Below are 19626 nucleotides of genomic sequence, written 5' to 3'. Positions count from 1 at the left end.
CGGGGCCGCGCCGCGGTGGTTCAGGCGCGCGGGTTCGGGCTTTCGGTCTTGCCCGCGTCGAACTCGGCGACCGGGGCGAGGGCTTCCTCGATGGCCTTCAGGACATCGGTCGTCAGCTTCACGCCGGAGGCCTTGACGTTGTCGGCGACCTGCTCGGGGCGGGTCGCTCCGATGATCGCGGCCGAGACGTTCCCGTTCTGAAGGACCCACGCCAGTGCCAGCTGGGCCATGGTCAGGCCGAGGTCTTCGGCGATCGGCTTGAGGAGTTGCACCCGCTCCAGCAGTTCCTGATTGTTCAAGAAGGACTGTACGAAGTGGGACGAGTTCGGGTCGGTCGCGCGGCTGCCGGCGGGGGCGGGCTGGCCGTGGAGGTACTTGCCGGTCAGGACGCCCTGGGCCAGCGGCGACCAGACGATCTGGCCGATGCCGAGCTCCTCGCACGTCGGCACGACCTCGGCCTCGATGACTCGCCACAGCGCCGAGTACTGGGGCTGGCTCGACACGAGCTGGATGTTGAGGTCCTTGGCGAGCGCGGCGGCTTCACGGATCTGCGAGGCCTTCCACTCGGAGACGCCGATGTAGTGGGCCTTGCCGGCGTGGACGATGTCGGCGAACGCCTGCATGGTCTCGTCGAGCGGGGTCTGGTAGTCGTAACGGTGGGCCTGGTAAAGGTCCACATAGTCCGTCTGGAGCCGACGTAGGGAGTCGTCGATGGACGCCATGATGTGCTTGCGGGACAGGCCTCGGTCGTTCTTGCCGTCGCCCATCGGCCAGTAGACCTTGGTGAAGATCTCCAGGCCGTCGCGGCGCTGGCCGGCGAGTGCGCGGCCGAGGACTTCCTCGGCCGCGCCGCGCCCGTAGACGTCGGCGGTGTCGAAGGTCGTGATCCCGGCGTCGAGTGCGGCGTTGACGCACGCGACGGCGGCGTCCTCCTCGACCTGGGAACCGTGGGTGATCCAGTTGCCGTACGCGATTTCACTGATGATGAGGCCGCTGCGGCCTAGGTGTCGATATTCCACGGGCTCGACGTTACCCAAGGGCAGGGTGGTTCGTCATGTGCGCTGGGGCACGGCGCGTTGATAAATCACAGTGGACCATCATCGATCTCGAGTAGGGCGTCGAGCCGACGCAGGATGGTGCGTCGGTCGTATTGCGGGGGCAGGAGTTCGTCGCCGGACCGATCGCGGGCGCCCCACTGGTCGCCTCCTCGCGTCACGGCGAAGCCGGACGGGTGGATGACGATGTCACGGTGGTGCGGCGGCACGATGAGACGGCCCGAACGGTTGACGACACCCTTGGTGCCGCGCCGGTCGACGACGGCCATGCCGTTGACGAAACCGGTGACGGACCGTCCGTCTGGCAGTGGGGTGCGCATTCGGTCGTAAAGGAACGGGACGGCCTGGGCGCCGGTGGTGTCGATGGCTCCCCATCCGCCGGTCTTCACGGCGGCGACCCCGCCTCGGAAGTCGCCCACGTCGTCGTACTTCGGGGGGACGACGACCGTGCGGTCCTTGTCGAGGAAGCCCCACTTGCCGGTGTGCGGGTCTTGGAAACGACGGGGGAAGGGGAAACCGGCGCGCTCATCCCATGACCTCGATGCCGGGCCGAAGCCAGCGGGGGCGCGTCGGTAGACGATCTCCAGGGCGGGTTCGGCGACCGAGGTCGTGAACTCGTCCGCCGTGTATTCAATGGCGCGTTCGATGTGGACGAGCGCCTCGGTGAGGCGGTCCTGCGCAATGCAGGAGAGCGCCGCGATCGCGAGGACGCGTCCGATGAGTCGTTTCGGTAGTTCTCCCATCTCGGCGAGCGCGAACATCCGGTCGGCGTCCTGGTGATCACCGCGCATGCGGTACACCTGGCCGAGCCGGACTCGCGCGGGCGCCTCGAGGGTGTCGACGCCGACGGATTCGGCGTGTTCGAGGGCCTGTTTCGCATCGGATTCGGCGGGGTCGAACTCGCGCAGCAGCCGCTGCGTGAGTGATCTGACCCCGAGAAGTTGTGCCTTGTGAGTGTCGGTCGTGGCTTCAAGCAGCCGTCTGGACGTTTCGTCCCGGACGGCGACGAGCATGCCGTAATCGAGGACCTGTTGTGTGAGTGTGGCGACCTCAAGTGGGCCGAGCACACCGCGAACCGCTTCTCGAAGGTCCGCCGCGACATCCGCCATGCGCACACTTTGCCATGAGTTCACATGCCGTGCACCGCGTGTCCCCGCTTCATCGGCTCGCGGACAGGTCGCCGACGACGCGTCGCGAGACGGCGTCGCTGGGTGGTTTCGGCCGTTCGGGTCGACTTCGAACCCGCTGGGTGACGGGCGGGGTCCCGGACCCGTCGAGGATCCCGCGCGGCGCGCGGCGCCCATCCGACCGTCGTCGCGGGTGGCATCGTCTACACGAGACGGCGCGGATCGTGCCTCCCCCTCTCGTCGGCTCCGTCGCGGCGAGTACGCTGTCCCGTCGCGCACTGGACGTACGAACCCTCACGATCGCCACTCCGTCGTCACACGGACGCCGCTCCCCACGCGGCGTTGACTCGGACTCGCGGCTGCCATGGGCAGGTCGGTACGGACTCGCTTTCCGCATCGTCGTCTCAGGAGCCGTTATGAACATGATGCTCGCCTTGTCGCGGGCCGGATTTCGCCGTTTCGCCACCTATCGTCAGGCGACCCTGGCCTCGTGCGTCACCAACACCGTCTTCGGATGCATGCGGACCTTCGTGCTGCTCGCGGTCGCGGGCTCCGCCGGTGTCGCGGCCGGTTACACCGGTCCGCAGTTGTCGACGTACGTCTGGATCGGGCAGGGCCTGATCGGAGTGGTCGCGCTGTGGGGTTGGACGGAACTGTCGGAACGAGTACGCACGGGGGAGGTCGCCGCCGATCTTCTGCGCCCCGTAAATCCGGTGTGGACGTACCTGGGGATCGACCTGGGTCGGGCCGCCTTTGCGCTGCTGACCCGGATGGCCGTGCCCATCGCCGTCGGCGCGTTGTTCTTCCCGTTCTACTGGCCGCAACGGGTCTGGACGTATCCGTTGTTCGCGGTCAGTGTGGTTCTCGCCGTCCTCGTGTGCTTCGGGCTGCGATACATGCTCAACGCGACCGCCTTCTGGCTGCTCGACGTGCGCGGCGTACTGATGTTGTGGGCGATCGCGTCGGGCGTCGGCAGTGGCCTGTACTTCCCGCTCGGGTTCATGCCGGAGCCGATCGCGTTCTTTCTCCAGTACGCGACGCCGTTCCCGTCGATCCTGCAAATGCCCGCCGACGTCGGCGTCGAACTCGGCGGAGTCGCTGATCAGCTCGGCCGCGTCGCGGTGCAGGCGCTGTGGGCGGCGGCCTGCCTCGGCGGCGCGTTCTGGGTCCAGTCCCGGGCGACCCGGAAGCTGGTGATCCAAGGTGGATAGACCGTTTCGGGTGTACGGCCACCTCGTCGCCGCCCAGGTCCGCTCACAGTTGCAGTACCGGACGTCGTTCACATTGGACCTCATCGGACAGACGCTGTTCACGGTGCTCGACTACGTGACGGTGATCGTCCTGTTCTCCGTGACCCCGACCCTCGCGGGATTCACCTTGCCGCAGGTACTGCTCATCACGTCGATCGCGGCCGTCGGCTTCGGATTGGCCGACCTCGCCGTCGGCAACGTCGAACGCCTCAAGGCGTACATCCGCACCGGCACCCTCGACGCGATGTTGATCAGGCCGCGCCGGGTCCTTCCACAGCTGCTGGCGATCGACTTCCAGCCCCGACGTCTCGGTCGGCTCGCCTTCGCGCTCGGCGGCCTCGTCGTCGCGTCGGTCGCCTGCGAGCTCGACTGGACTGTATGGACTGTCGTGAAGCTGGTCGCCGCGCCGATCGTCGCGGGCGTGTACTTCTCTGCCCTGTTCGTGGCGGCGGCCTCCGTCGCGTTCTGGTGGATCGACTCCGGTGAGTTCGCCAACTCGCTCACCTACGGCGGGCGGGAGTTCACGACCTACCCGATCAACCTGTACGGCGGTCTGTTCCGGCACGTCTTCGCCTTCGCGCTCGGCTTCGGCTTCGTCTCCTACTACCCGGCGCTGTCGATCACCGGCATCCCCGATCCGCTCGGCATGCCGACCTGGATCGCGGCCCTGTCGCCGATCGTCGCCGCGCTCGCGGCCGCCCTCGCCGCCGTCTGCTGGCACCTCGGAATACGGCACTACAACGGAACGGGATCCTGACATGGCAACGAACACGGTCATCGACGCGCGAGGACTGCGCAAGGAGTTCACCGTTTACAAGAAGGTCGGACGCCTCAAACGGGAACGGTCGATAGTGGCCGCCGTCGACGGCGTCGACGTGCGCGTCGAACGCGGCGAAATGATCGGCTACATAGGACCGAACGGGGCCGGCAAGTCGACCACTTTGAAGATGATGACCGGCATCCTCGTCCCGACGGACGGCCGACTCACGGTGTGCGGCATGGAACCCGTCGCCAACCGTCGCCACCTGACGCGACGCCTCGGCGTCGTCTTCGGCCAACGGTCCGCGCTGTGGTGGGATCTTCCACTGCGCGAATCGTTCAGCCTCCTGCGCCACGTCTTCGCCGTCGACGCGGTCGAACACGCGCGACGCCTCGACCGCTGCCGTGCCCTACTCGACCTCGACGAGTTCCTGGACACCCCCGTCCGACAACTGTCGCTGGGCCAGCGCATGCGCGGCGAACTGACGGCGGCACTGTTGCACGGACCCAGTCTGCTGTTCCTCGACGAGCCGACGATCGGCCTCGACGTGGTGAGCAAACAGGCCGTCCGGTCGTTCCTCGCCGAACTCGGCGCGACCGGGGACGTCACGATCGTCCTCACGACCCACGACCTCGCCGACATCGAGCGGCTGTGCGAGCGGCTCGTCGTCATCGATCACGGACGGGTCGTCCACGACGGGGGCCTCGACGCGCTGCACCGCAGGTACGGCTCGCAGCGCACGGTCGTCGCCGACCTCGCGACGGAACCCACGGGTCCAGTGCTCGTCGGCGGGCTGACCGGCGTCGTCGACGCCGCCGATCCCCGTCGCCTGTCCTTCGCGCTGCCGGACGGCGGACTCTCGGCCGGAGCGCTCGTCGCCCAACTCGCGCAGTCCGTCGAGCTCCACGACGTCGCGATCGTCGAACCCGACATCGACGACGTCATCGCCAAGCTCTACAACGGCGCCACCGGCTGACTCGGACGGGGCGGGGACACGTCCAACGGTCCCCGCCCCACGGGTACTACCGAGCGTCGAACACCTTAGGGCGGTTCATAGGATGAGGTCGCGACCAAGACCACCCCAAGGAGCGACCAAGTGATCGACTGGCTGACCAGCGTGGTGCAGTTCGCCGCCCTCGGGGTGGCGGCCTGGTTCCTCGTGCTGACCTTGCGCAAGCGCCCCGTCATCCGGTGGCACCTGTACCTCCTCGCGGCGCTGGAGGTCATCGTCCTCGCGCAGGCCGTCACCTCGATCGTCCAGGTTACGGGCGTGAGCTTCTCCGACGAGACGATCATGTTCGTCGGCTACCTCGCCACGGCCGCGCTCGTCGTACCCGCCGCCGGGATCTGGGGAACGATCGACCGCAGCCACTGGGGGACCGCCGTCGTCGCGGGAGGCTGTGCAACGGTCGCCGTGCTCGTCCTGCGGATGGACCAGGTGTGGCGTCTCGTCGGAGCCGCGACGTGAGCGCCGCCGTCACGCGGTCCGGTCCGGGCCGACTGCTCATCGCCGTGTACGCCGTGTTCGCCGTCGCCGCGATCGCCCGCGCCGGTTGGCAGCTCGCGACGGACTACGCGGCCGCGCCGCTGGCGTATCTCCTGTCGGCGCTCGCGGCCGCGATCTATGTCGTCGCGACGATCGGCATCGCCGCCCGCGGGACCGCCTGGCATCGCGTCGCCGCCTTCGCGTGCGCCGTCGAACTCGCGGGCGTTCTCGTCGTCGGCACCGCCAGTTTCGTCGTCCCCGAGTACTTCCCGGCGGCGACGGTGTGGTCGCGGTTCGGGTCGGGGTACGGGTGGGTCCCGCTCGTGCTGCCCGCGCTCGGTCTGGCGTGGTTGTGGCGAACCCGGGGCGGGGCACCCGTCGACGTCCCGAACCCGCGAGCGACGGCCGACGACCCGGCCGTCGACGAGCGGATCCGGTCGGTCTCCGAGGGTTCGACGCGGTGACCCGCGCCGAACGCCGCGATCCGTCTCAGCGGTCCGTCGCGAACCGGTCGATCTCGCGCAGTTCCGCCTCGGTGAACGTCAGATTCTCGACGGCGCCGAGGTTCGCGTTCAACTGATCGACGCTCGACGCCCCGATGACGAGGCTCGTCATCCGCTCGTCCCGCAGCGCCCACGCCAACGCGAGTTGAGCGAGGGACTGGCCCCTGCCCGACGCGATGTCGTTGAGGCCGTGGACTTTCGACATCGTGTCGTCGGTCAGATCGCTCTCGTTGAGGAACACGCTCGTGCGGATCCGCGAATCGGCGGGGACCCCGTCGAGATAGCGATCCGTCAGCAGGCCCTGAGCGAGCGGACTGTACGCGATGCAGCCCGCCCCTACCGTCGCCGTCGCGTCCAACAGACCGTCCCGCTCGATCCAGCGGTTGAACATCGAATAGGACGGCTGCGTGATGAGCAGAGGTGTGCCGAGTTCGGACAGGATCGCCGCGGCCCTGCTCAACTGTTCCGCCCGGTAGTTCGACAGACCGACGTACAGGGCCTTGCCCGCGCGGACGGCCGCGTCGAGCGCGCCCATCGTCTCCTCCAGCGGGGTGTCCGGGTCCGGGCGATGATGATAGAAAATGTCCACATAGTCCAACCCCATGCGGGCGAGGGACTGGTCCAACGACGCGGTCACGTACTTGCGGCTGCCACCGTCGCCGTAGGGGCCGTCCCACATGCCGTATCCCGCTTTCGACGAGATGACGAGCTCGTCGCGATGGGCCGCGAGATCCGTGGCGAGCATCCGTCCGAAGTTCGACTCGGCGGCACCCGGCGGCGGGCCGTAGTTGTTCGCCAGATCGAAATGCGTCACGCCCGCGTCGAACGCGCGACGCACGATCTGTCGCCCGGTCTCGTAGCCGCGGTCGTCACCGAAGTTGTGCCACAGGCCGAGCGAGATCGCGGGCAGGAGGAGGCCGCTGCGTCCCGAGCGGCGATATGTCATGGACTCGTAACGATCGAAGGCAGCCCGATAGGTCATTCGTCCGAGCTTAGAGCCTGGTCTGAGCTTCTTCCGTGCGCTCGAAGCGGTCCTTCGGCGCCCTCGACCGCCCGGCGCACAGAGCGTGGACATGCGAAGAGGCGGNCNCCGNCCGGCGTCCGCCTCGACACATCAGGCTCGACTATCCCTTGACCACCTTGCCCAGGTCCTCGACCTGGGTACGGCGGTCGATGCTGGGACGGGGGCGCGGCATCCGCAGCTTCTTGAACATGATCGACCGCGAGATCGCGTACCAGTACAGGCCGGGCTTCCGCTGCTTCGTCTTCGGGAAGCGGCCCCAGACGATCCGCTTGATCTTGCGGCACAGGAAGACGCTGTCGATCACGAACGCCAGGAGGATCGCCACCCAGCCGATCAGTGACGCCGTCTGCAACACCGGGGGCATCGCCGGGTTGTTGAGGAACATGATCAGGATCGCGACGACGAAGAAGTACTGGCCGATGCTGACCCGTGAGTCGACGATGTCACGCACGAGCAGGCGCTCGGGCCCCTTGTCGCGCGGCATGTGGTACTTGTCGTACAGCGGGTCGCCACGGTCCTGGCCCTCGGAGATCCGCATGCGTTCCGTCCGGCGCTGGGCGGCGAGCTTGCGCTTGGCCTCCTTGTCCGGCTTCGGTCCCCTCGTGGCCTTCGCGCGCTCCCGCGCCTCCTTGTAGGTCTTGGGAGGGTTGGCCGGGGGCCGTGCCTGCTTGTGGGTGGGACGCTTCGGCGTCGGCTCCGCCTTGTCACGGGTGGAACCGCTGACCTTCTTCGTCTCCTGCACGGCGGACACGGGTCGGCTGTCGCTCATTGAGAACTCTTTCGGTGAAGCAGCGTCCCCCGAAGGGGACCGTTGAACAGCGGGCGGATCAGCAACGATACCCGGTCACGGGCGCTCGACATTGGCGCCGAGCGCCGCCAACTTGGCGTCGAAGTCCTCGTAGCCGCGTGTGATGTAACGGTCGACACCGAACACCCGGGACGTGCCCTGGGCGGCGAGCGCCGCGATCAGGTGACTGAACCCGGCGCGCAGGTCGGGGATCTGGAGGTCGGCCGCGTGCAGCTTCGACGGTCCGGCGATGACGGCCGAGTGGAGGAAATTGCGGCGTCCCCAGCGGCACGGCGTCCCGCCGAGGCAGTCGCGGTACAGCTGGATGTTGGCGCCCATCTGGCGCAACTCCGCGGTGTAACCGAAGCGACGTTCGTACACGGTCTCGTGGACGATCGACAGGCCGTGCGCCTGCGTCAGGGCGACGACGAGCGGCTGCTGCCAGTCGGTCATGAGGCCCGGGTGGACGTCGGTCTCCAAGGCGACGGGGGAGAGCTCGCCGCCGGGGTGCCAGAAGCGGATGCCGCCTTCGGGGGAGTCGTCGATCTCATACGCGCCGCCGATGGTGCGGAAGGTGTTGAGGAAGGTCATCATGTCGACCTGGTTGGCGCCGCGCACGAAGACTTCGCCTTGGGTCGCGAGCGCGGCGGCGGCCCAGCTGCCCGCCTCGATCCGGTCGGGGATGGGGCGGTGCTGGTAGCCGCCGAGACGGTCGACGCCCTCGATCTCGATGACGCGGTCGGTGTGCACCTTGATGATCGCGCCCATCTTCTGCAGGACGCAGATGAGGTCGATGATCTCGGGCTCGACCGCGGCGTTGCGCAGTTCGGTGACGCCCTCGGCGAGGACCGCCGTCAACAGGATCTGTTCCGTCGAACCGACCGACGGATAGTCCAGTGTGTACTTAATGCCCTGGAGTCGTTGCGGCGCGGACAGGTGCATGCCGTCGGGCTGCTTGTCGATGACGGCACCGAACTGGCGCAACGCGTCCAGGTGGAAGTCGATGGGGCGGCCGCCGATGTTGCATCCGCCGAGATTGGGGATGTAGGCGCGGCCGAGTCGGTGCAGGAGGGGACCGCACAGGAGGATCGGGATGCGGCTGGAACCGGCGTGCACGTTGATCTCGTCGACACCCGCCGTCACGATGTTGGTGGGGTCCATCGTGAGGGACCGGTCTTCGGTCATCGTGGTGCGGACACCGTGCAGCTCAAGCAGGCCGCGCACGATCTCGACGTCACTGATCGCAGGAACATCGTGCAGTATGGACGGAGAGTCGCCGAGTGCGGCGGCGACCATCGCCTTGGAGACCAGGTTCTTGGCGCCTCGCACCCGGATCTCGCCTGTGAGTGGGGTACCGCCGTGCACTATGAGAACGTCGTTGCTCAACGCGAGGGACCTTTCGAATATCACGAGTCGATTGCAATCGGGTTAACGTATCGCCGACTCGCGAGCATAGCGTTCCGGCGAGGGTCGAAGGTGCGGGGCGCAGACCGGTGGTGATCAGGTCACCGACCGTCCTCGTTCGTGCGCCCACGCCGCGCGACCTGCCCGGGGAAGATCGATTCGAATCAAGGGGGATCGATCGACGAACGAGGGGCCGCCGCGGCTGTTGCCGGTACGCCTTCGGCGGCGCGCGGATGTCCACGCGCCGCCTGAAACGCTACCCCGCCTAGGGATCGTCCCGTTACCTCAGGGCTTGGCGGGCGGTCGAGACGTCGTCATTCGGCGAGGCGGGACGCGGGCGTCCTCACGCTTGAGCGCGAACGGGCACGCCGGACGTCACGGCGATCGGGCCAAAGACCGGTCCGGAGGTGCGCCGAATCACCGGAAACCGATACGGCCCTAGTGGTTCGGCGACATCCCCGTCGCGAGTGTTCGTCGCCGCCGACATGCGGGAGAACACCGCCGACGCCGTGAGACGCCGTACGTGGGGCACGCCCTACGGGAGCGCGAGCATGCGGTCCAGCGCGTGACGGGCGTTCACCGTCGTGTCCTCGTCGACGACGATCCGGTTCGGGACGCGTCCGGCGACGAGTTCCTCCAACGCCCACACCAGGTGCGGCAGGTCGATCCGGTTCATCGTCGAGCAGTAGCAGACGGCCTTGTCGAGGAACATGATCCGCTTGTCGGGGTGCTGATTGGCCAAGCGCCGCACCAGGTTCAGCTCGGTGCCGATGGCCCACGCCGAACCCGGCTCGGCCTCCTCGATCGCGGTGATGATGTATTCGGTCGAACCGACGCGGTCCGCCGCGGCGACGACCTCGTGCGTGCATTCGGGGTGCACCAACACGTTCACGTCCGGAACCCGCTCGCGCACGTCGTTGACGCTGTCGAGGGTGAAGCGGCCGTGGACCGAGCAGTGCCCGCGCCACAGGATGATTCGCGCCTGGCGCAACTGTTCCGTCGTCAGGCCGCCGTTCGGCTTGTGCGGGTTGTAGACGACGCAGTCGTCCAAGTCGAAGCCGAGCTCACGCACGACCGTGTTGCGGCCCAAGTGCTGGTCGGGCAGGAACAGCACCTTCTCGCCGCGCTCGTACGCCCAGCGCAGGGCACGCTCGGCGTTCGACGACGTGCACACGACGCCGTCGCGGCGCCCGACGAAGGCCTTGATGTCGGCCGAGGAGTTCATGTACGTCATCGGAACGACGGAATCGGCGATGCCGGCGTCGACGAGGGCGTCCCAGCAGTCCTCGACCTGCTGCGCGGCGGCCATGTCGGCCATCGAACAGCCCGCCGCCATGTCCGGCAGGATGACCTGCTGGTCGGGGCCGGTCAGGATGTCGGCCGACTCGGCCATGAAGTGCACACCGCAGAAGACGATGTACTCCGCCTCGGGGCGGGCGGCGGCCTGCTGGGCGAGCTTGAAGGAGTCGCCCGTGACGTCGGCGAACTGGATGACCTCGTCACGCTGATAGTGGTGCCCGAGGATGAAGAGGCGATCGCCGAGGGCCTTCTTCGCGGCCCACGCCCGTTCGACGAGGTTCGGGTCGCTCGCGGGAGGCAGCGCGCCGGGGCAGTCGACGCCCTTCTCCGAATCGGGGTCCGTGCCACGGCCCAGCAACAACAGCGCGGTAGCGGTCGATCCGGGCTCGACAAAGGTGCTCACGGCGGCCCTCCCAGGGGCGAGTCGATATTTATCGTCGTTCTGACGCGTAATGCTGATTCTCTCACAACGACACGCCCAGGAGCGTCGCCGAGCCCTGTGATGTCGACCGCCCGCGCGGCGACGCATACAGTGGCGCTCGTGCGCGTGTTGATATGCCCTGACAAGTTCGCCGGCACCGTCACCGCGGCCGAGGCCGCCGCCGCGATCGCGGCCGGATGGCGCGACGTCGATCCCGACGCCGACCTCGTCGAGATACCGCTCGCCGACGGTGGCCCGGGAATGCTCGACAGCCTCGAACTCGCCCTCGGCGGGAGTCGCCGTGTCGTCGACACGTACGACCCGCTGGGCCGACCCATCGAGGCGGCGTACCTGCGCGTCGACGACACCGCATACATCGAGAGCGCCGCCGCCTGCGGCCTTCACCTCGTGGACGACGCCGAACGCGACCCCTCGCGCACCACGACCTTCGGGCTCGGTCTGCTGATCGCCGACGCCATCGAGACCGGCGCGCGCACGGTCGTCGTCGGACTCGGCGGCTCGGCCACGAACGACGGCGGCGCCGGTCTGCTGATCCCGCTCGGCCTGACAGCGCTCGACGGTCGGGGCCTCGCCCTGCCGTACGGGGGCGCCGCGCTCGTCGACTGTGACCGCCTCGACGGGAGTCCCCGCCTGCGCGACGCCGTCCTCGTCGCCGCGACCGATGTGGACAATCCACTGTGCGGTATCAATGGGGCGTCCGCCGTCTTCGGTCCGCAGAAGGGCGCCGACGCCAACGACGTCCAGGTCCTCGACCACGCGCTCCGTCGATTCGCGGCGATCCTCGCCGCCGACGTCGAGGGCTGCCCGCCGGACATCGCGAACCTGCCCGGCTCCGGCGCCGCCGGGGGAGCGGCCGCCGCGCTCCTGGCCCTCGGTGCCCAGCGCACCTCCGGGGCCGCGCTGGTCCGCTCCGCCACCGGTCTCGACGCGCGGTTGGACGAGGCGTCGCTCGTCATCACCGGGGAAGGCTCCTTCGACCATCAGACGCTTGGCGGCAAGATCGTCGTCAACGTCGCCAATGCCGCCGCCGAGCGCGGACTGCCGTGCACGGTCGTCGCCGGTCGTGTCTCCGTCGGACGACGTGAGGCCGCCGCCGCCGGGATCACCCGTACCTACTCGCTGGCCGAGCACTACGGTTCGGTCGAGGAGGCGATGCGCCGACCGCTCGACGGTCTGCGCGTCATCGGCGCGACCATCGCACGGCAGTGGCGCCGATGACGGCGCGGAATGTCGTCGCCTTCGGTGGCGTTCGCTACCGTGGAAGCAGTTACTTGACCCGAACGTAGGAGACCACCGTGTCCGAGACGCAGACCGAGACCACCGAGACCACCGAGACGACCAAGCCGACCGGCGTCACGCTCACCGACGTGGCCGCCGAGAAGGTGAAGGCGTTGCTGGAGCAGGAAGGCCGCGACGACCTGCGGCTGCGGGTGGCGGTGCAGCCGGGCGGTTGTTCGGGCCTGCGCTACCAGCTCTTCTTCGACGAGCGCTCGCTCGACGGGGACATCGTCGACGGCTACGACGGCTTCGAGGTCGTCGTCGACCGCATGAGCGTGCCATATCTCACAGGCGCCAGCATCGACTTCGCGGACCGCATCGACGCGCAGGGTTTCACGATCGACAACCCGAACGCCGGCGGGTCCTGTGCCTGCGGCGACTCGTTCCACTAGAGACTCAGGCGCGAGGGGCGGCCCGGCCACGGTCGGAGTGCCGCCCCTCGCGTTCTTCCCAGCCGTTACGGCCCCGCCGCCGCGCACGTGACGCTTCTCGCGGAAGTCGCCTTCCCGGCGGGTCAGGGAACTCATCTCCCGCCTCGTGAGCGTCCTGCGGCGGATCGTCGGCGTTCACGTGGCGCTCTCCGGTGCAACGAACACCAGGATCCGCCGAGGAGCCGCGACTCGCCACGCGTTCACTCGGGGCCCGCTCGCCACGGCGAACAGGCCCTAGAGGTTGTCTTCGTTACCTCAGGTCGTGCGAGGCGCGGGTCAGGGCGTCACTCGGCGAGGCGGAGGATCGCCTGCATACCGGTGTCGTATGCAGGGGATCCGACAACACGGCCGATGGCGTTTTGGCGCCGCCGGAGCCGATCGGCTGGGTAACGAGACAACCTTTAGCACGACCGGCCGCATCGGCACTCGACCCTCGACCGGCCATCGCACCGGTACGGCCGGGTAACCTGACCGCGCTGTATTTGTCGTCTCCTGCTAGGACACCTCTCGATGAAGATCGCCGTGACCGGTTCGATCGCCACCGACCACCTCATGCATTTCCCTGGTCGGTTCGCCGATCAACTCATCGCCGACAAGCTGGACAAGATCTCCTTGTCCTTCCTCGTCGATGACCTGGTCCTCCGACGCGGCGGCATCGCCGCGAACATCAGTTACGGGATGGCCCAGCTCGGACTGGCACCGATACTCGTCGGCGCCGTCGGCAAGGACTTCTTCGACGACTACGAGGGCTGGCTGTCGGGCAACGGCGTCGACACCGAGTCCGTCTACGTGAGCCAGACCGCGCACACCGCCCGGTTCGTCTGCACCACCGACGAGGACATGTGCCAGATGGCGTCCTTCTACGCCGGTGCCATGGCCGAATCCCGCAACATCGACCTCACTCCGATCGCGAAGCGCGTCGATGGTCTCGACCTGGTGCTCGTCAGCGCCAACGACCCCGAGGCCATGCTGCATCACAGTAGGCAGTGTCGCGAGCTCGGAATCCCGTTCGCGGCGGACCCGTCGCAGCAGCTCGCCCGACTCGACGGAGCCGGAGCCCGCGACCTGATCCAGGGCGCCAAGTTCCTGCTCTCCAACGAGTACGAGAAGGAACTGCTCGAATCGAAGACCGGCCTCACCGACGCCGAGGTCCTCGACCGCGTACAGCTGAGGGTCACGACCCTCGGCAAGGACGGCGTGGAGATCACGGGTAGGGGAATGGACCCGATGCGCATCCCCGTCGCGAGGGTGTTGCACGCCTACGACCCGACCGGCGTCGGCGACGGCTTCCGCGCCGGATTCTTCGCCGCCCTGTCCTGGGGGCTGAGCGCTCGCCGAGCGGCCGAGGTCGGTTGCATGATGGCCGCGCTCGTCCTGGAGACGGTCGGCCCGCAGGAGTACGCGGTGGACCGCGCGTCCTTCATCCGACGACTCGGTGAGTCTTACGGGCCGGCCTGCGCCGCCGAGGTGTCCGCGCATCTGCCCGGAGCCTGACCGACGCTCGAACGCTCTCGTGAGGGGCGGTGCGCTTAGTCGTGCCGCCCCTCACGGCGTTCAGGTCACTCGTCGGGCACCTTCGGTTGGGCGTTCATGACAAGGAATGTGTCAGTTTTCGTCATGGATTGGTACCGCCGTCTCGGACCGGCGTGAGGACATGACGAACGGTCGTCGTGGTGGCCGCGCGAACGCGCCGATTCTACTGTGGTTACCCGCCCGAATTCTCTTGCCAGACTTGACAATTGGACAGTCAAGAGGTCAAGCACTGTCAAGCACCATCTACATTTCGGATGAATAACGGGCCCTACCGCACCATCGTCTCGTCGGTAAGAGTGACGGTTAGCAATGCGTTTTTAGTGGTGGGGGCGCTGTAGAAACAGCGCACCGCCTTTTATTCAAGGAGGCTGTAGATGCGCAAGCGTCTCATCGCCACCGTAGCCGTGGCGGCCCTGGCCGTCGCCGGTTGTAGTGGTGGCAACAGCGACGACCCCGCTTCAGAGGGCATCGACGGGGGCACACTGCGTCTCGGTATGCCCGGTGAGGGCCCGCCGCACCTGTCCCCGTTCCTGTCGGCGGACACGTCGAGCGGCGCGATCGTCGACAAGATCTACGTTGGCCTGGTTCGCTACTCGGCGGAGACCAGTGAGGTCGAGAACCTCATCGCCAAGGAGTTCACCACCGAGGACAACAAGACCTGGACCGTCACCATCAACGACGGCTGGACCTTCCACAACGGTGAAGAGATCACGGCCCAGACCTTCGTCGACTCGTGGAACTTCACCGCGAACGAGACGAACGCGCCGGACAACAACCAGTTCCACTCGCGCGTCGTCGGCTACGAGGACGTCAAGACCGGCAAGGCCGACGCGATGGAGGGCTTGAAGGTCGTCGACGAGACCACCTTCGAGGTCACCTTCTCGCAGTCGTGGCTCGCCTTCCCGACCGCCATGGGTTACCCGGCCTACTTCCCGCTCGCCGCGGACTGCATGGCCGACGCCGAGGCGTGCGACCAGAAGCCGATCGGTAACGGCCCCATGATGTACCCCGAGGGCGATGTCGACAAGAACGTCGAGATCGAGCTCACGCGTTGGGACGACTACAAGGGCACGAAGCCCAAGGTCGAGAAGGTCCAGTACAAGATCTACACCGACGATGTCGCGATGTGGGCCGCGTACGAGTCCGACGAGATCGACATGGCCGCCGCCCCCGAGGCGGAGTACACCAAGGCCTCGACCGAGATGGCCGACCAGCTGCTGACCGCTCAGTCCGCCAGCTTCACCTACGCGGGCTTCCCGACCAAGGTCGCCCCGTTCGACAAGAAGGAAGTCCGCCAGGCGTTCAGCCTCGCGGTCGACCGCAACGCCGTGCTGGAGGCCGCGTTCCAGGGCCGTCACACCCCCGCGACGTCCTTCACCCCGCCGACCGTGATCCCCGGCGGCATCGACGGCACCTGCGGATACTGTGAGCTCGACGTCGAGAAGGCCAAGGAACTCCTCGAAGAGGCCGGCGGCTGGAAAGAGGGCGAAGTCCTCAACCTGTACGTCAACGAGGGCGTCGGTCACGAAGCGTGGATGAAGGTCGTCGGTGACCAGCTCAAGAAGAACCTGGGCATCGACTACAAGCTGAACAGCCTCACGTGGGAGGACTACCTCAAGCTCAACACCGCGGGTGACTTCGACGGTCTGTTCCGTCTCGGTTGGGCGCCGGACTACCCCCTCAACGAGAACTACCTGACCGGCGTCTACGGCCACGGCCCGGACAACGGTTTCGGTTACCTCAACGAGGACTTCGAGGCCAAGCTGGCCGAGGGCGACTCCGCCGAGAACATCGAAGACGCGATCAAGATCTACCAGGACGCGGAGCGCATCGTCGGTGAAGACATGCCGAACATCCCGATGTTCTTCTCTGACGCGCACACCTTCATCGGCACGAACGTCGTGAAGGACTCCGTCAAGTACGGCGCGCTCAACGGGTGGAACTGGGACATCGTTCAGCTGAAGAGCTAACGGTTCCCGTTTCTCGACACGTTTGAGCGGTCATCGCTCGACGCGGGTGGCGGCGGTGGTTCGTCCGCCGTCGCCACCCGTCCCCTGCGCATAGGAGTGTTCTTCATGGGACGGTATGTCATCCGTCGTGTCCTACAGGGATTGTTGACCCTGTTCGGGACCCTGTTCATCGTTCATTATCTGATGTCACTGGCCATCCAGATCAGAGGAAATCCGGCGGCCACCTTCTTCAGTGAGAAGAGCCGCCCGTCGGAGCGGCAGTTGCAGATCGTCGCCGAGATGTTCGGCACCGACGATCCCTGCTTTGAACAGGTGGGTAATCCGTGTGTCACGATCTTCGCCGAGCGCATGGGCCGTCTCGCGCAATGGGACCTCGGCACTGACTACAAGATGCGCTCGGTCAACGATCTGCTGGCGCAGGCACTGCCGAACACATTGACCATCTTCGCCATCACGATCATCGTCTGGATGATCTTCGGCATCGGGCTGGGAGTCCTGGCCGCGCTGTACCGCGACCGGTTCATCGACCACTCCATCCGAGTCCTTACCGTCCTCATGACGGCGTTCCCGACCTTCCTGGTTGCCCTGCTGCTTCAGCAGCTCATCGGTATCTCCCTGGGTAACTGGCTCAAGGGGATATTCGGAGCGGACAGCGTCATCGCGATGATCGTCCGGCCAACGTTCAATCAAGACGAACCATGGTTGTCCGGACTACTTCCCGGCATGATCCTCGGGATGCTCGGTGTCGCCGCTCTGGCCCGATTGATGCGAACGAGTCTGTTGGAGAACCTTGGTTCTGACTTCGTTCGCACCGCGCGGGCCAAGGGGCTCGCGCCCCGGCGGGTGCTCGTCGTGCACGCCATCCGCAACTCGCTGATCCCCGTCGTCACCGTCGTGGGCGGTTCCTTCGGCGCCGCGATCGGCGGTGCGGTCATCACCGAGACCATTTTCAACATTCGCGGCGTAGGCCTCTTGATGATCAACGCCACCCGCACCAGCGATATGTCCATTGTGATCTCCATCGTCACGCTCTCGGTGATTCTGATCATCACCGTCAACCTGATCGTTGACCTGCTGTACGCCACTTTGGACCCGAGGATTCGTTATGAGTGACCTGACCGAAGCCGTGACCGGGGGTGCCACCACCCCCGAGAAGAACGACAAACCGGACCGAGTCGGCAGCATGTGGAGCGACGCGTTCCGCGATCTGCGTAGACGCCCCACGGTCATCGTCTCCGTCCTCATCCTGTTGACGGTCTACTCCATGGCGGCGTTCCCGTGGCTGTGGACCAGCGTCGACCCCGAGAACTGCGACGCCCTGCTCCACCGTCAGACCCCGTCCGCCGAGCACATCTTCGGCATGGACCAGTACGGCTGCGACTACTACGCGATGATGATCTACGGTTCGCAGCCGACCGTCATGCTGACGCTCATCGTCACCGCCGTGACGTTGACGCTGTCGATCATCCTCGGATCGATGGCCGGTTACTTCGGCGGTTGGGTCGACGCGGTCATCTCGCGCGTCGTCGAGGTCTTCATGTCGGTGCCGTTCTTCCTCGGAGCGATCCTCATGATCGCGCTGTTCCGGGACGCCGCCGACACGATCCTTCCCATCGCGCTGATCCTGTCCGCCACCGGTTGGATGTTCGAGACACGTCTGTTGCGCTCGAAGGTGTTGGAGCTCAAGAACTACGACTTCGTGCACGCCGCCAGGTCCCTGGGGGCCAGCCACGGTCGTCTCATGTTCCGGCACATTCTTCCGGGCGCGATTCCCCCGGTTCTGGCGATCATTCCGCTGAACCTCGCGGGCATCGTCTCGGTCGAGGCCGCGCTGTCGTTCCTCGGGCTCGGTCTGCAGCCCCCCGCGATCAGCTGGGGAATCATGATCGACCGCGGTACCAACGACTTCATCAGCGGGGACCACTTCCTGCTGTTGATCCCCACCGGCTTCCTGTTGGCCGTCGTCATGTCCTTCGTTCTGCTGGGTGACGCGCTGCGCGACGCCCTCGACCCGAAACTGCGGTAGGTGTCTCGATGACTGAAGTTCAAGCGAAGCCGCTGATCCCGGGACTCGACGAGAACGCCCCGCTGTTGGAGGTCGACGATCTCCAGGTGGAGTTCCACACCCGTGACGGCGTCGCGAAGGCCGTCAACGGCGTCAGCTTCCAGCTGTCCGAGGGCCAGACCCGCGCCATCGTGGGTGAGTCGGGTTCCGGTAAGAGCGTGACGGCGCAGGCCATCATGGGCATCCTCGAAATGCCGCCCGCCAAGATCGCCGGAGGCGGAATCACCTATCGCGGTGTCGACCTCCTCAACATCGCCCCCGAAGTCCACCGCCGCATCCGCGCGAATCATATTGCGATGGTTTTTCAGGATGCGTTGTCGGCGTTGAATCCGGTGTGGACTGTTGGTTTTCAGTTGGGGGAGTTGTTCCGGGTTCATCGTGGGATGTCGCGGAAGGATGCGCGGCGTCGGGCGGTGGAGTTGCTGGATTTGGTGAAGATTCCGGCGGCTGCGCAGCGGGTGAATGAGTATCCGCATCAGTTTTCGGGTGGTATGCGTCAGCGGGTGATGATCGCGATGGCGTTGGCGCTTGATCCNGAGGTGTTGATTGCGGATGAGCCGACGACGGCGTTGGATGTGACGGTGCAGGCGCAGATTATGCGGTTGTTGGCNGAGATCCAGGCTGAGCGTCGGATGGGTTTGATTCTGATCACGCACGATTTGGGTGTGGTGGCGGATGTGGCGGACGATATTACGGTGATGTACGCCGGTCGTGCGGTGGAGCAGGCNGGTGTGTTGGAGACGTTCGCGTCGCCGGCGCATCCGTATACGAAGGCGTTGTTGCGGTCGATTCCTCGGTTGGATGTGAAGGGTCAGCGGCTCGAGGTCATCGCCGGACTCCCACCCGTCCTGACCGATATCCCCGTCGGCTGCTCCTTCAACCCCCGCTGCGGGAACGTCCAGGATCGCTGTCGCACCGAGCGGCCCGAGCTGGCCACGGTCACCCCCGGCCATGCCTCAGCCTGCCACTACGCCAAGGAGGTCATGAACGGTGAATGACGTCGTTCTGGAAGTCGAGAACCTGACCAAGCACTTCCCGATCAAGGTCGGTGTGGTGCTGAAGAAGACCGTCGGACACGTCCGCGCCGTCGACGGAGTCTCACTGTCCCTGTCTCGTGGTGAGACGTTGGGTGTGGTGGGTGAGTCGGGTTGTGGGAAGTCGACGTTGGCGAAGTTGTTGGTGGGGTTGGAGTCGCCGTCGTCGGGTTCGATT

At 66.5% G+C, this 19626-nt stretch carries 19 protein-coding genes and 3 pseudogenes; 16 read left to right on the top strand and 6 right to left on the bottom strand.

The window, feature by feature from the left end; all coding sequences use genetic code 11:
- Positions 1–20: 20 nt before the first annotated feature.
- Together ACM9NP_RS17615 and ACM9NP_RS17610 are read right to left on the bottom strand one after the other, a co-directional pair.
- Positions 21–1019, bottom strand: coding sequence for an aldo/keto reductase family protein (locus ACM9NP_RS17615; RefSeq protein ID WP_415647814.1), 999 nt, complete (start codon positions 1017–1019; stop codon positions 21–23).
- A 65-nt stretch (positions 1020–1084) separates the two neighbouring features.
- Positions 1085–2164, bottom strand: a complete 1080-nt coding sequence (locus ACM9NP_RS17610; protein ID WP_415647813.1) for a WG repeat-containing protein — start codon at positions 2162–2164, stop codon at positions 1085–1087.
- 434 nt (positions 2165–2598) lie between these two features.
- Here ACM9NP_RS17610 and ACM9NP_RS17605 point away from each other — a divergent pair, with 434 nt between their 5' ends.
- The 5 genes from ACM9NP_RS17605 to ACM9NP_RS17585 all read left to right on the top strand — a co-directional run bounded on the left by ACM9NP_RS17605 (position 2599) and on the right by ACM9NP_RS17585 (position 6142).
- A complete protein-coding gene (locus ACM9NP_RS17605; protein ID WP_415647812.1) occupies positions 2599–3393 on the top strand; it encodes an ABC transporter permease in 795 nt (264 codons plus the stop codon).
- The gene (locus ACM9NP_RS17600) at positions 3386–4189 is read left to right on the top strand and encodes an ABC transporter permease (RefSeq protein ID WP_415647811.1); all 804 of its coding nucleotides are present in this window, start codon (positions 3386–3388) and stop codon (positions 4187–4189) included. The genes ACM9NP_RS17605 and ACM9NP_RS17600 overlap by 8 nt, the downstream gene beginning before the upstream one ends.
- Position 4190: 1 nt before the next feature.
- Entirely contained in the window at positions 4191–5168 is a 978-nt protein-coding gene (locus ACM9NP_RS17595; protein WP_415647810.1) for an ABC transporter ATP-binding protein, read from the top strand.
- 120 nt (positions 5169–5288) lie between these two features.
- Positions 5289–5660 carry a hypothetical protein gene (locus tag ACM9NP_RS17590; RefSeq protein ID WP_415647843.1) on the top strand — a complete coding sequence of 124 codons (372 nt, stop codon included), beginning with the start codon at positions 5289–5291 and terminating at the stop codon, positions 5658–5660.
- The gene (locus tag ACM9NP_RS17585; protein WP_415647838.1) at positions 5591–6142 is read left to right on the top strand and encodes a hypothetical protein; all 552 of its coding nucleotides are present in this window, start codon (positions 5591–5593) and stop codon (positions 6140–6142) included. Before ACM9NP_RS17590 ends, ACM9NP_RS17585 begins: the two co-directional genes overlap by 70 nt.
- 25 nt (positions 6143–6167) lie before the next feature.
- Here the strand turns inward: ACM9NP_RS17585 and mgrA are convergent, their stop codons facing one another.
- The 4 genes from mgrA to nadA form a co-directional block, all read right to left on the bottom strand.
- Complete coding sequence (gene mgrA / locus ACM9NP_RS17580) at positions 6168–7163, bottom strand: L-glyceraldehyde 3-phosphate reductase (RefSeq protein ID WP_415647809.1); 996 nt, start codon at positions 7161–7163, stop codon at positions 6168–6170.
- Between the two features lie 142 nt (positions 7164–7305).
- On the bottom strand, positions 7306–7974 hold the full coding sequence (locus ACM9NP_RS17575; RefSeq protein ID WP_415647808.1) for a DUF3043 domain-containing protein: 669 nt from the start codon (positions 7972–7974) through the stop codon (positions 7306–7308).
- Between the two features lie 75 nt (positions 7975–8049).
- Positions 8050–9402 carry a UDP-N-acetylglucosamine 1-carboxyvinyltransferase gene (murA, locus tag ACM9NP_RS17570; RefSeq protein ID WP_415647807.1) on the bottom strand — a complete coding sequence of 451 codons (1353 nt, stop codon included), beginning with the start codon at positions 9400–9402 and terminating at the stop codon, positions 8050–8052.
- 529 nt (positions 9403–9931) lie between these two features.
- Positions 9932–11098: a quinolinate synthase NadA gene (nadA, locus tag ACM9NP_RS17565; protein ID WP_415647806.1), complete on the bottom strand. Its 1167-nt coding sequence runs from the start codon at positions 11096–11098 to the stop codon at positions 9932–9934.
- A 99-nt stretch (positions 11099–11197) separates the two neighbouring features.
- Here nadA and ACM9NP_RS17560 point away from each other — a divergent pair, with 99 nt between their 5' ends.
- From ACM9NP_RS17560 to ACM9NP_RS17510, 11 genes and pseudogenes are all read left to right on the top strand, one after another.
- The gene (locus tag ACM9NP_RS17560) at positions 11198–12355 is read left to right on the top strand and encodes a glycerate kinase family protein (protein WP_415647805.1); all 1158 of its coding nucleotides are present in this window, start codon (positions 11198–11200) and stop codon (positions 12353–12355) included.
- Between the two features lie 77 nt (positions 12356–12432).
- Positions 12433–12807, top strand: coding sequence for a HesB/IscA family protein (locus ACM9NP_RS17555; RefSeq protein WP_415647804.1), 375 nt, complete (start codon positions 12433–12435; stop codon positions 12805–12807).
- Positions 12808–13356: 549 nt separating this feature from the next.
- Positions 13357–14340, top strand: coding sequence for a carbohydrate kinase family protein (locus ACM9NP_RS17550; protein WP_415647803.1), 984 nt, complete (start codon positions 13357–13359; stop codon positions 14338–14340).
- A 413-nt stretch (positions 14341–14753) separates the two neighbouring features.
- A complete protein-coding gene (locus ACM9NP_RS17545; protein WP_415647802.1) occupies positions 14754–16349 on the top strand; it encodes a peptide ABC transporter substrate-binding protein in 1596 nt (531 codons plus the stop codon).
- Between the two features lie 105 nt (positions 16350–16454).
- Positions 16455–17462 (top strand): ABC transporter permease, encoded by a 1008-nt coding sequence (locus ACM9NP_RS17540; protein WP_415647801.1) that lies wholly within the window; start codon positions 16455–16457, stop codon positions 17460–17462.
- Positions 17455–18375, top strand: a complete 921-nt coding sequence (locus ACM9NP_RS17535) for an ABC transporter permease (RefSeq protein ID WP_415647800.1) — start codon at positions 17455–17457, stop codon at positions 18373–18375. Before ACM9NP_RS17540 ends, ACM9NP_RS17535 begins: the two co-directional genes overlap by 8 nt.
- Positions 18376–18383: 8 nt before the next feature.
- A pseudogene (locus tag ACM9NP_RS17530) lies at positions 18384–18949 on the top strand (ATP-binding cassette domain-containing protein); the annotation flags it as partial.
- A 1-nt stretch (position 18950) separates the two neighbouring features.
- Positions 18951–19024, top strand: a pseudogene (locus ACM9NP_RS17525) (hypothetical protein); the annotation flags it as partial.
- A 1-nt stretch (position 19025) separates the two neighbouring features.
- Positions 19026–19141, top strand: a pseudogene (locus tag ACM9NP_RS17520) (methionine ABC transporter ATP-binding protein); the annotation flags it as partial.
- 1 nt (position 19142) lies between these two features.
- On the top strand, positions 19143–19412 hold a 270-nt coding region (locus ACM9NP_RS17515), incomplete at its 5' end, for an oligopeptide/dipeptide ABC transporter ATP-binding protein (RefSeq protein WP_415647799.1).
- On the top strand, positions 19405–19626 hold a 222-nt coding region (locus tag ACM9NP_RS17510; RefSeq protein ID WP_415647798.1), incomplete at its 3' end, for an ATP-binding cassette domain-containing protein. The genes ACM9NP_RS17515 and ACM9NP_RS17510, both read left to right, overlap by 8 nt.

It is taken from the genome of Stackebrandtia soli (assembly GCF_965137155.1).
Classification (GTDB): Bacteria; Actinomycetota; Actinomycetes; order Mycobacteriales; family Micromonosporaceae; genus Stackebrandtia; species Stackebrandtia soli.
This window is presented reverse-complemented; position numbering and strand designations above follow the sequence as displayed.

What these genes read in the sequence shown, in the direction of transcription:
- ACM9NP_RS17560 (WP_415647805.1), top strand. Translation starts at nt 11,198, where the DNA reads ATGTCGACCGCCCGCGCGGCGACGCATACAGTGGCGCTCGTGCGCGTG.
- ACM9NP_RS17595 (WP_415647810.1), top strand. Translation starts at nt 4,191, where the DNA reads ATGGCAACGAACACGGTCATCGACGCGCGAGGACTGCGCAAGGAGTTC.
- ACM9NP_RS17545 (WP_415647802.1), top strand. Translation starts at nt 14,754, where the DNA reads ATGCGCAAGCGTCTCATCGCCACCGTAGCCGTGGCGGCCCTGGCCGTC.
- ACM9NP_RS17550 (WP_415647803.1), top strand. Translation starts at nt 13,357, where the DNA reads ATGAAGATCGCCGTGACCGGTTCGATCGCCACCGACCACCTCATGCAT.
- mgrA (WP_415647809.1), bottom strand. Translation starts at nt 7,163, where the DNA reads ATGACCTATCGGGCTGCCTTCGATCGTTACGAGTCCATGACATATCGC.
- ACM9NP_RS17610 (WP_415647813.1), bottom strand. Translation starts at nt 2,164, where the DNA reads ATGGCGGATGTCGCGGCGGACCTTCGAGAAGCGGTTCGCGGTGTGCTC.
- ACM9NP_RS17535 (WP_415647800.1), top strand. Translation starts at nt 17,455, where the DNA reads ATGAGTGACCTGACCGAAGCCGTGACCGGGGGTGCCACCACCCCCGAG.
- ACM9NP_RS17575 (WP_415647808.1), bottom strand. Translation starts at nt 7,974, where the DNA reads ATGAGCGACAGCCGACCCGTGTCCGCCGTGCAGGAGACGAAGAAGGTC.
- ACM9NP_RS17540 (WP_415647801.1), top strand. Translation starts at nt 16,455, where the DNA reads ATGGGACGGTATGTCATCCGTCGTGTCCTACAGGGATTGTTGACCCTG.
- ACM9NP_RS17605 (WP_415647812.1), top strand. Translation starts at nt 2,599, where the DNA reads ATGAACATGATGCTCGCCTTGTCGCGGGCCGGATTTCGCCGTTTCGCC.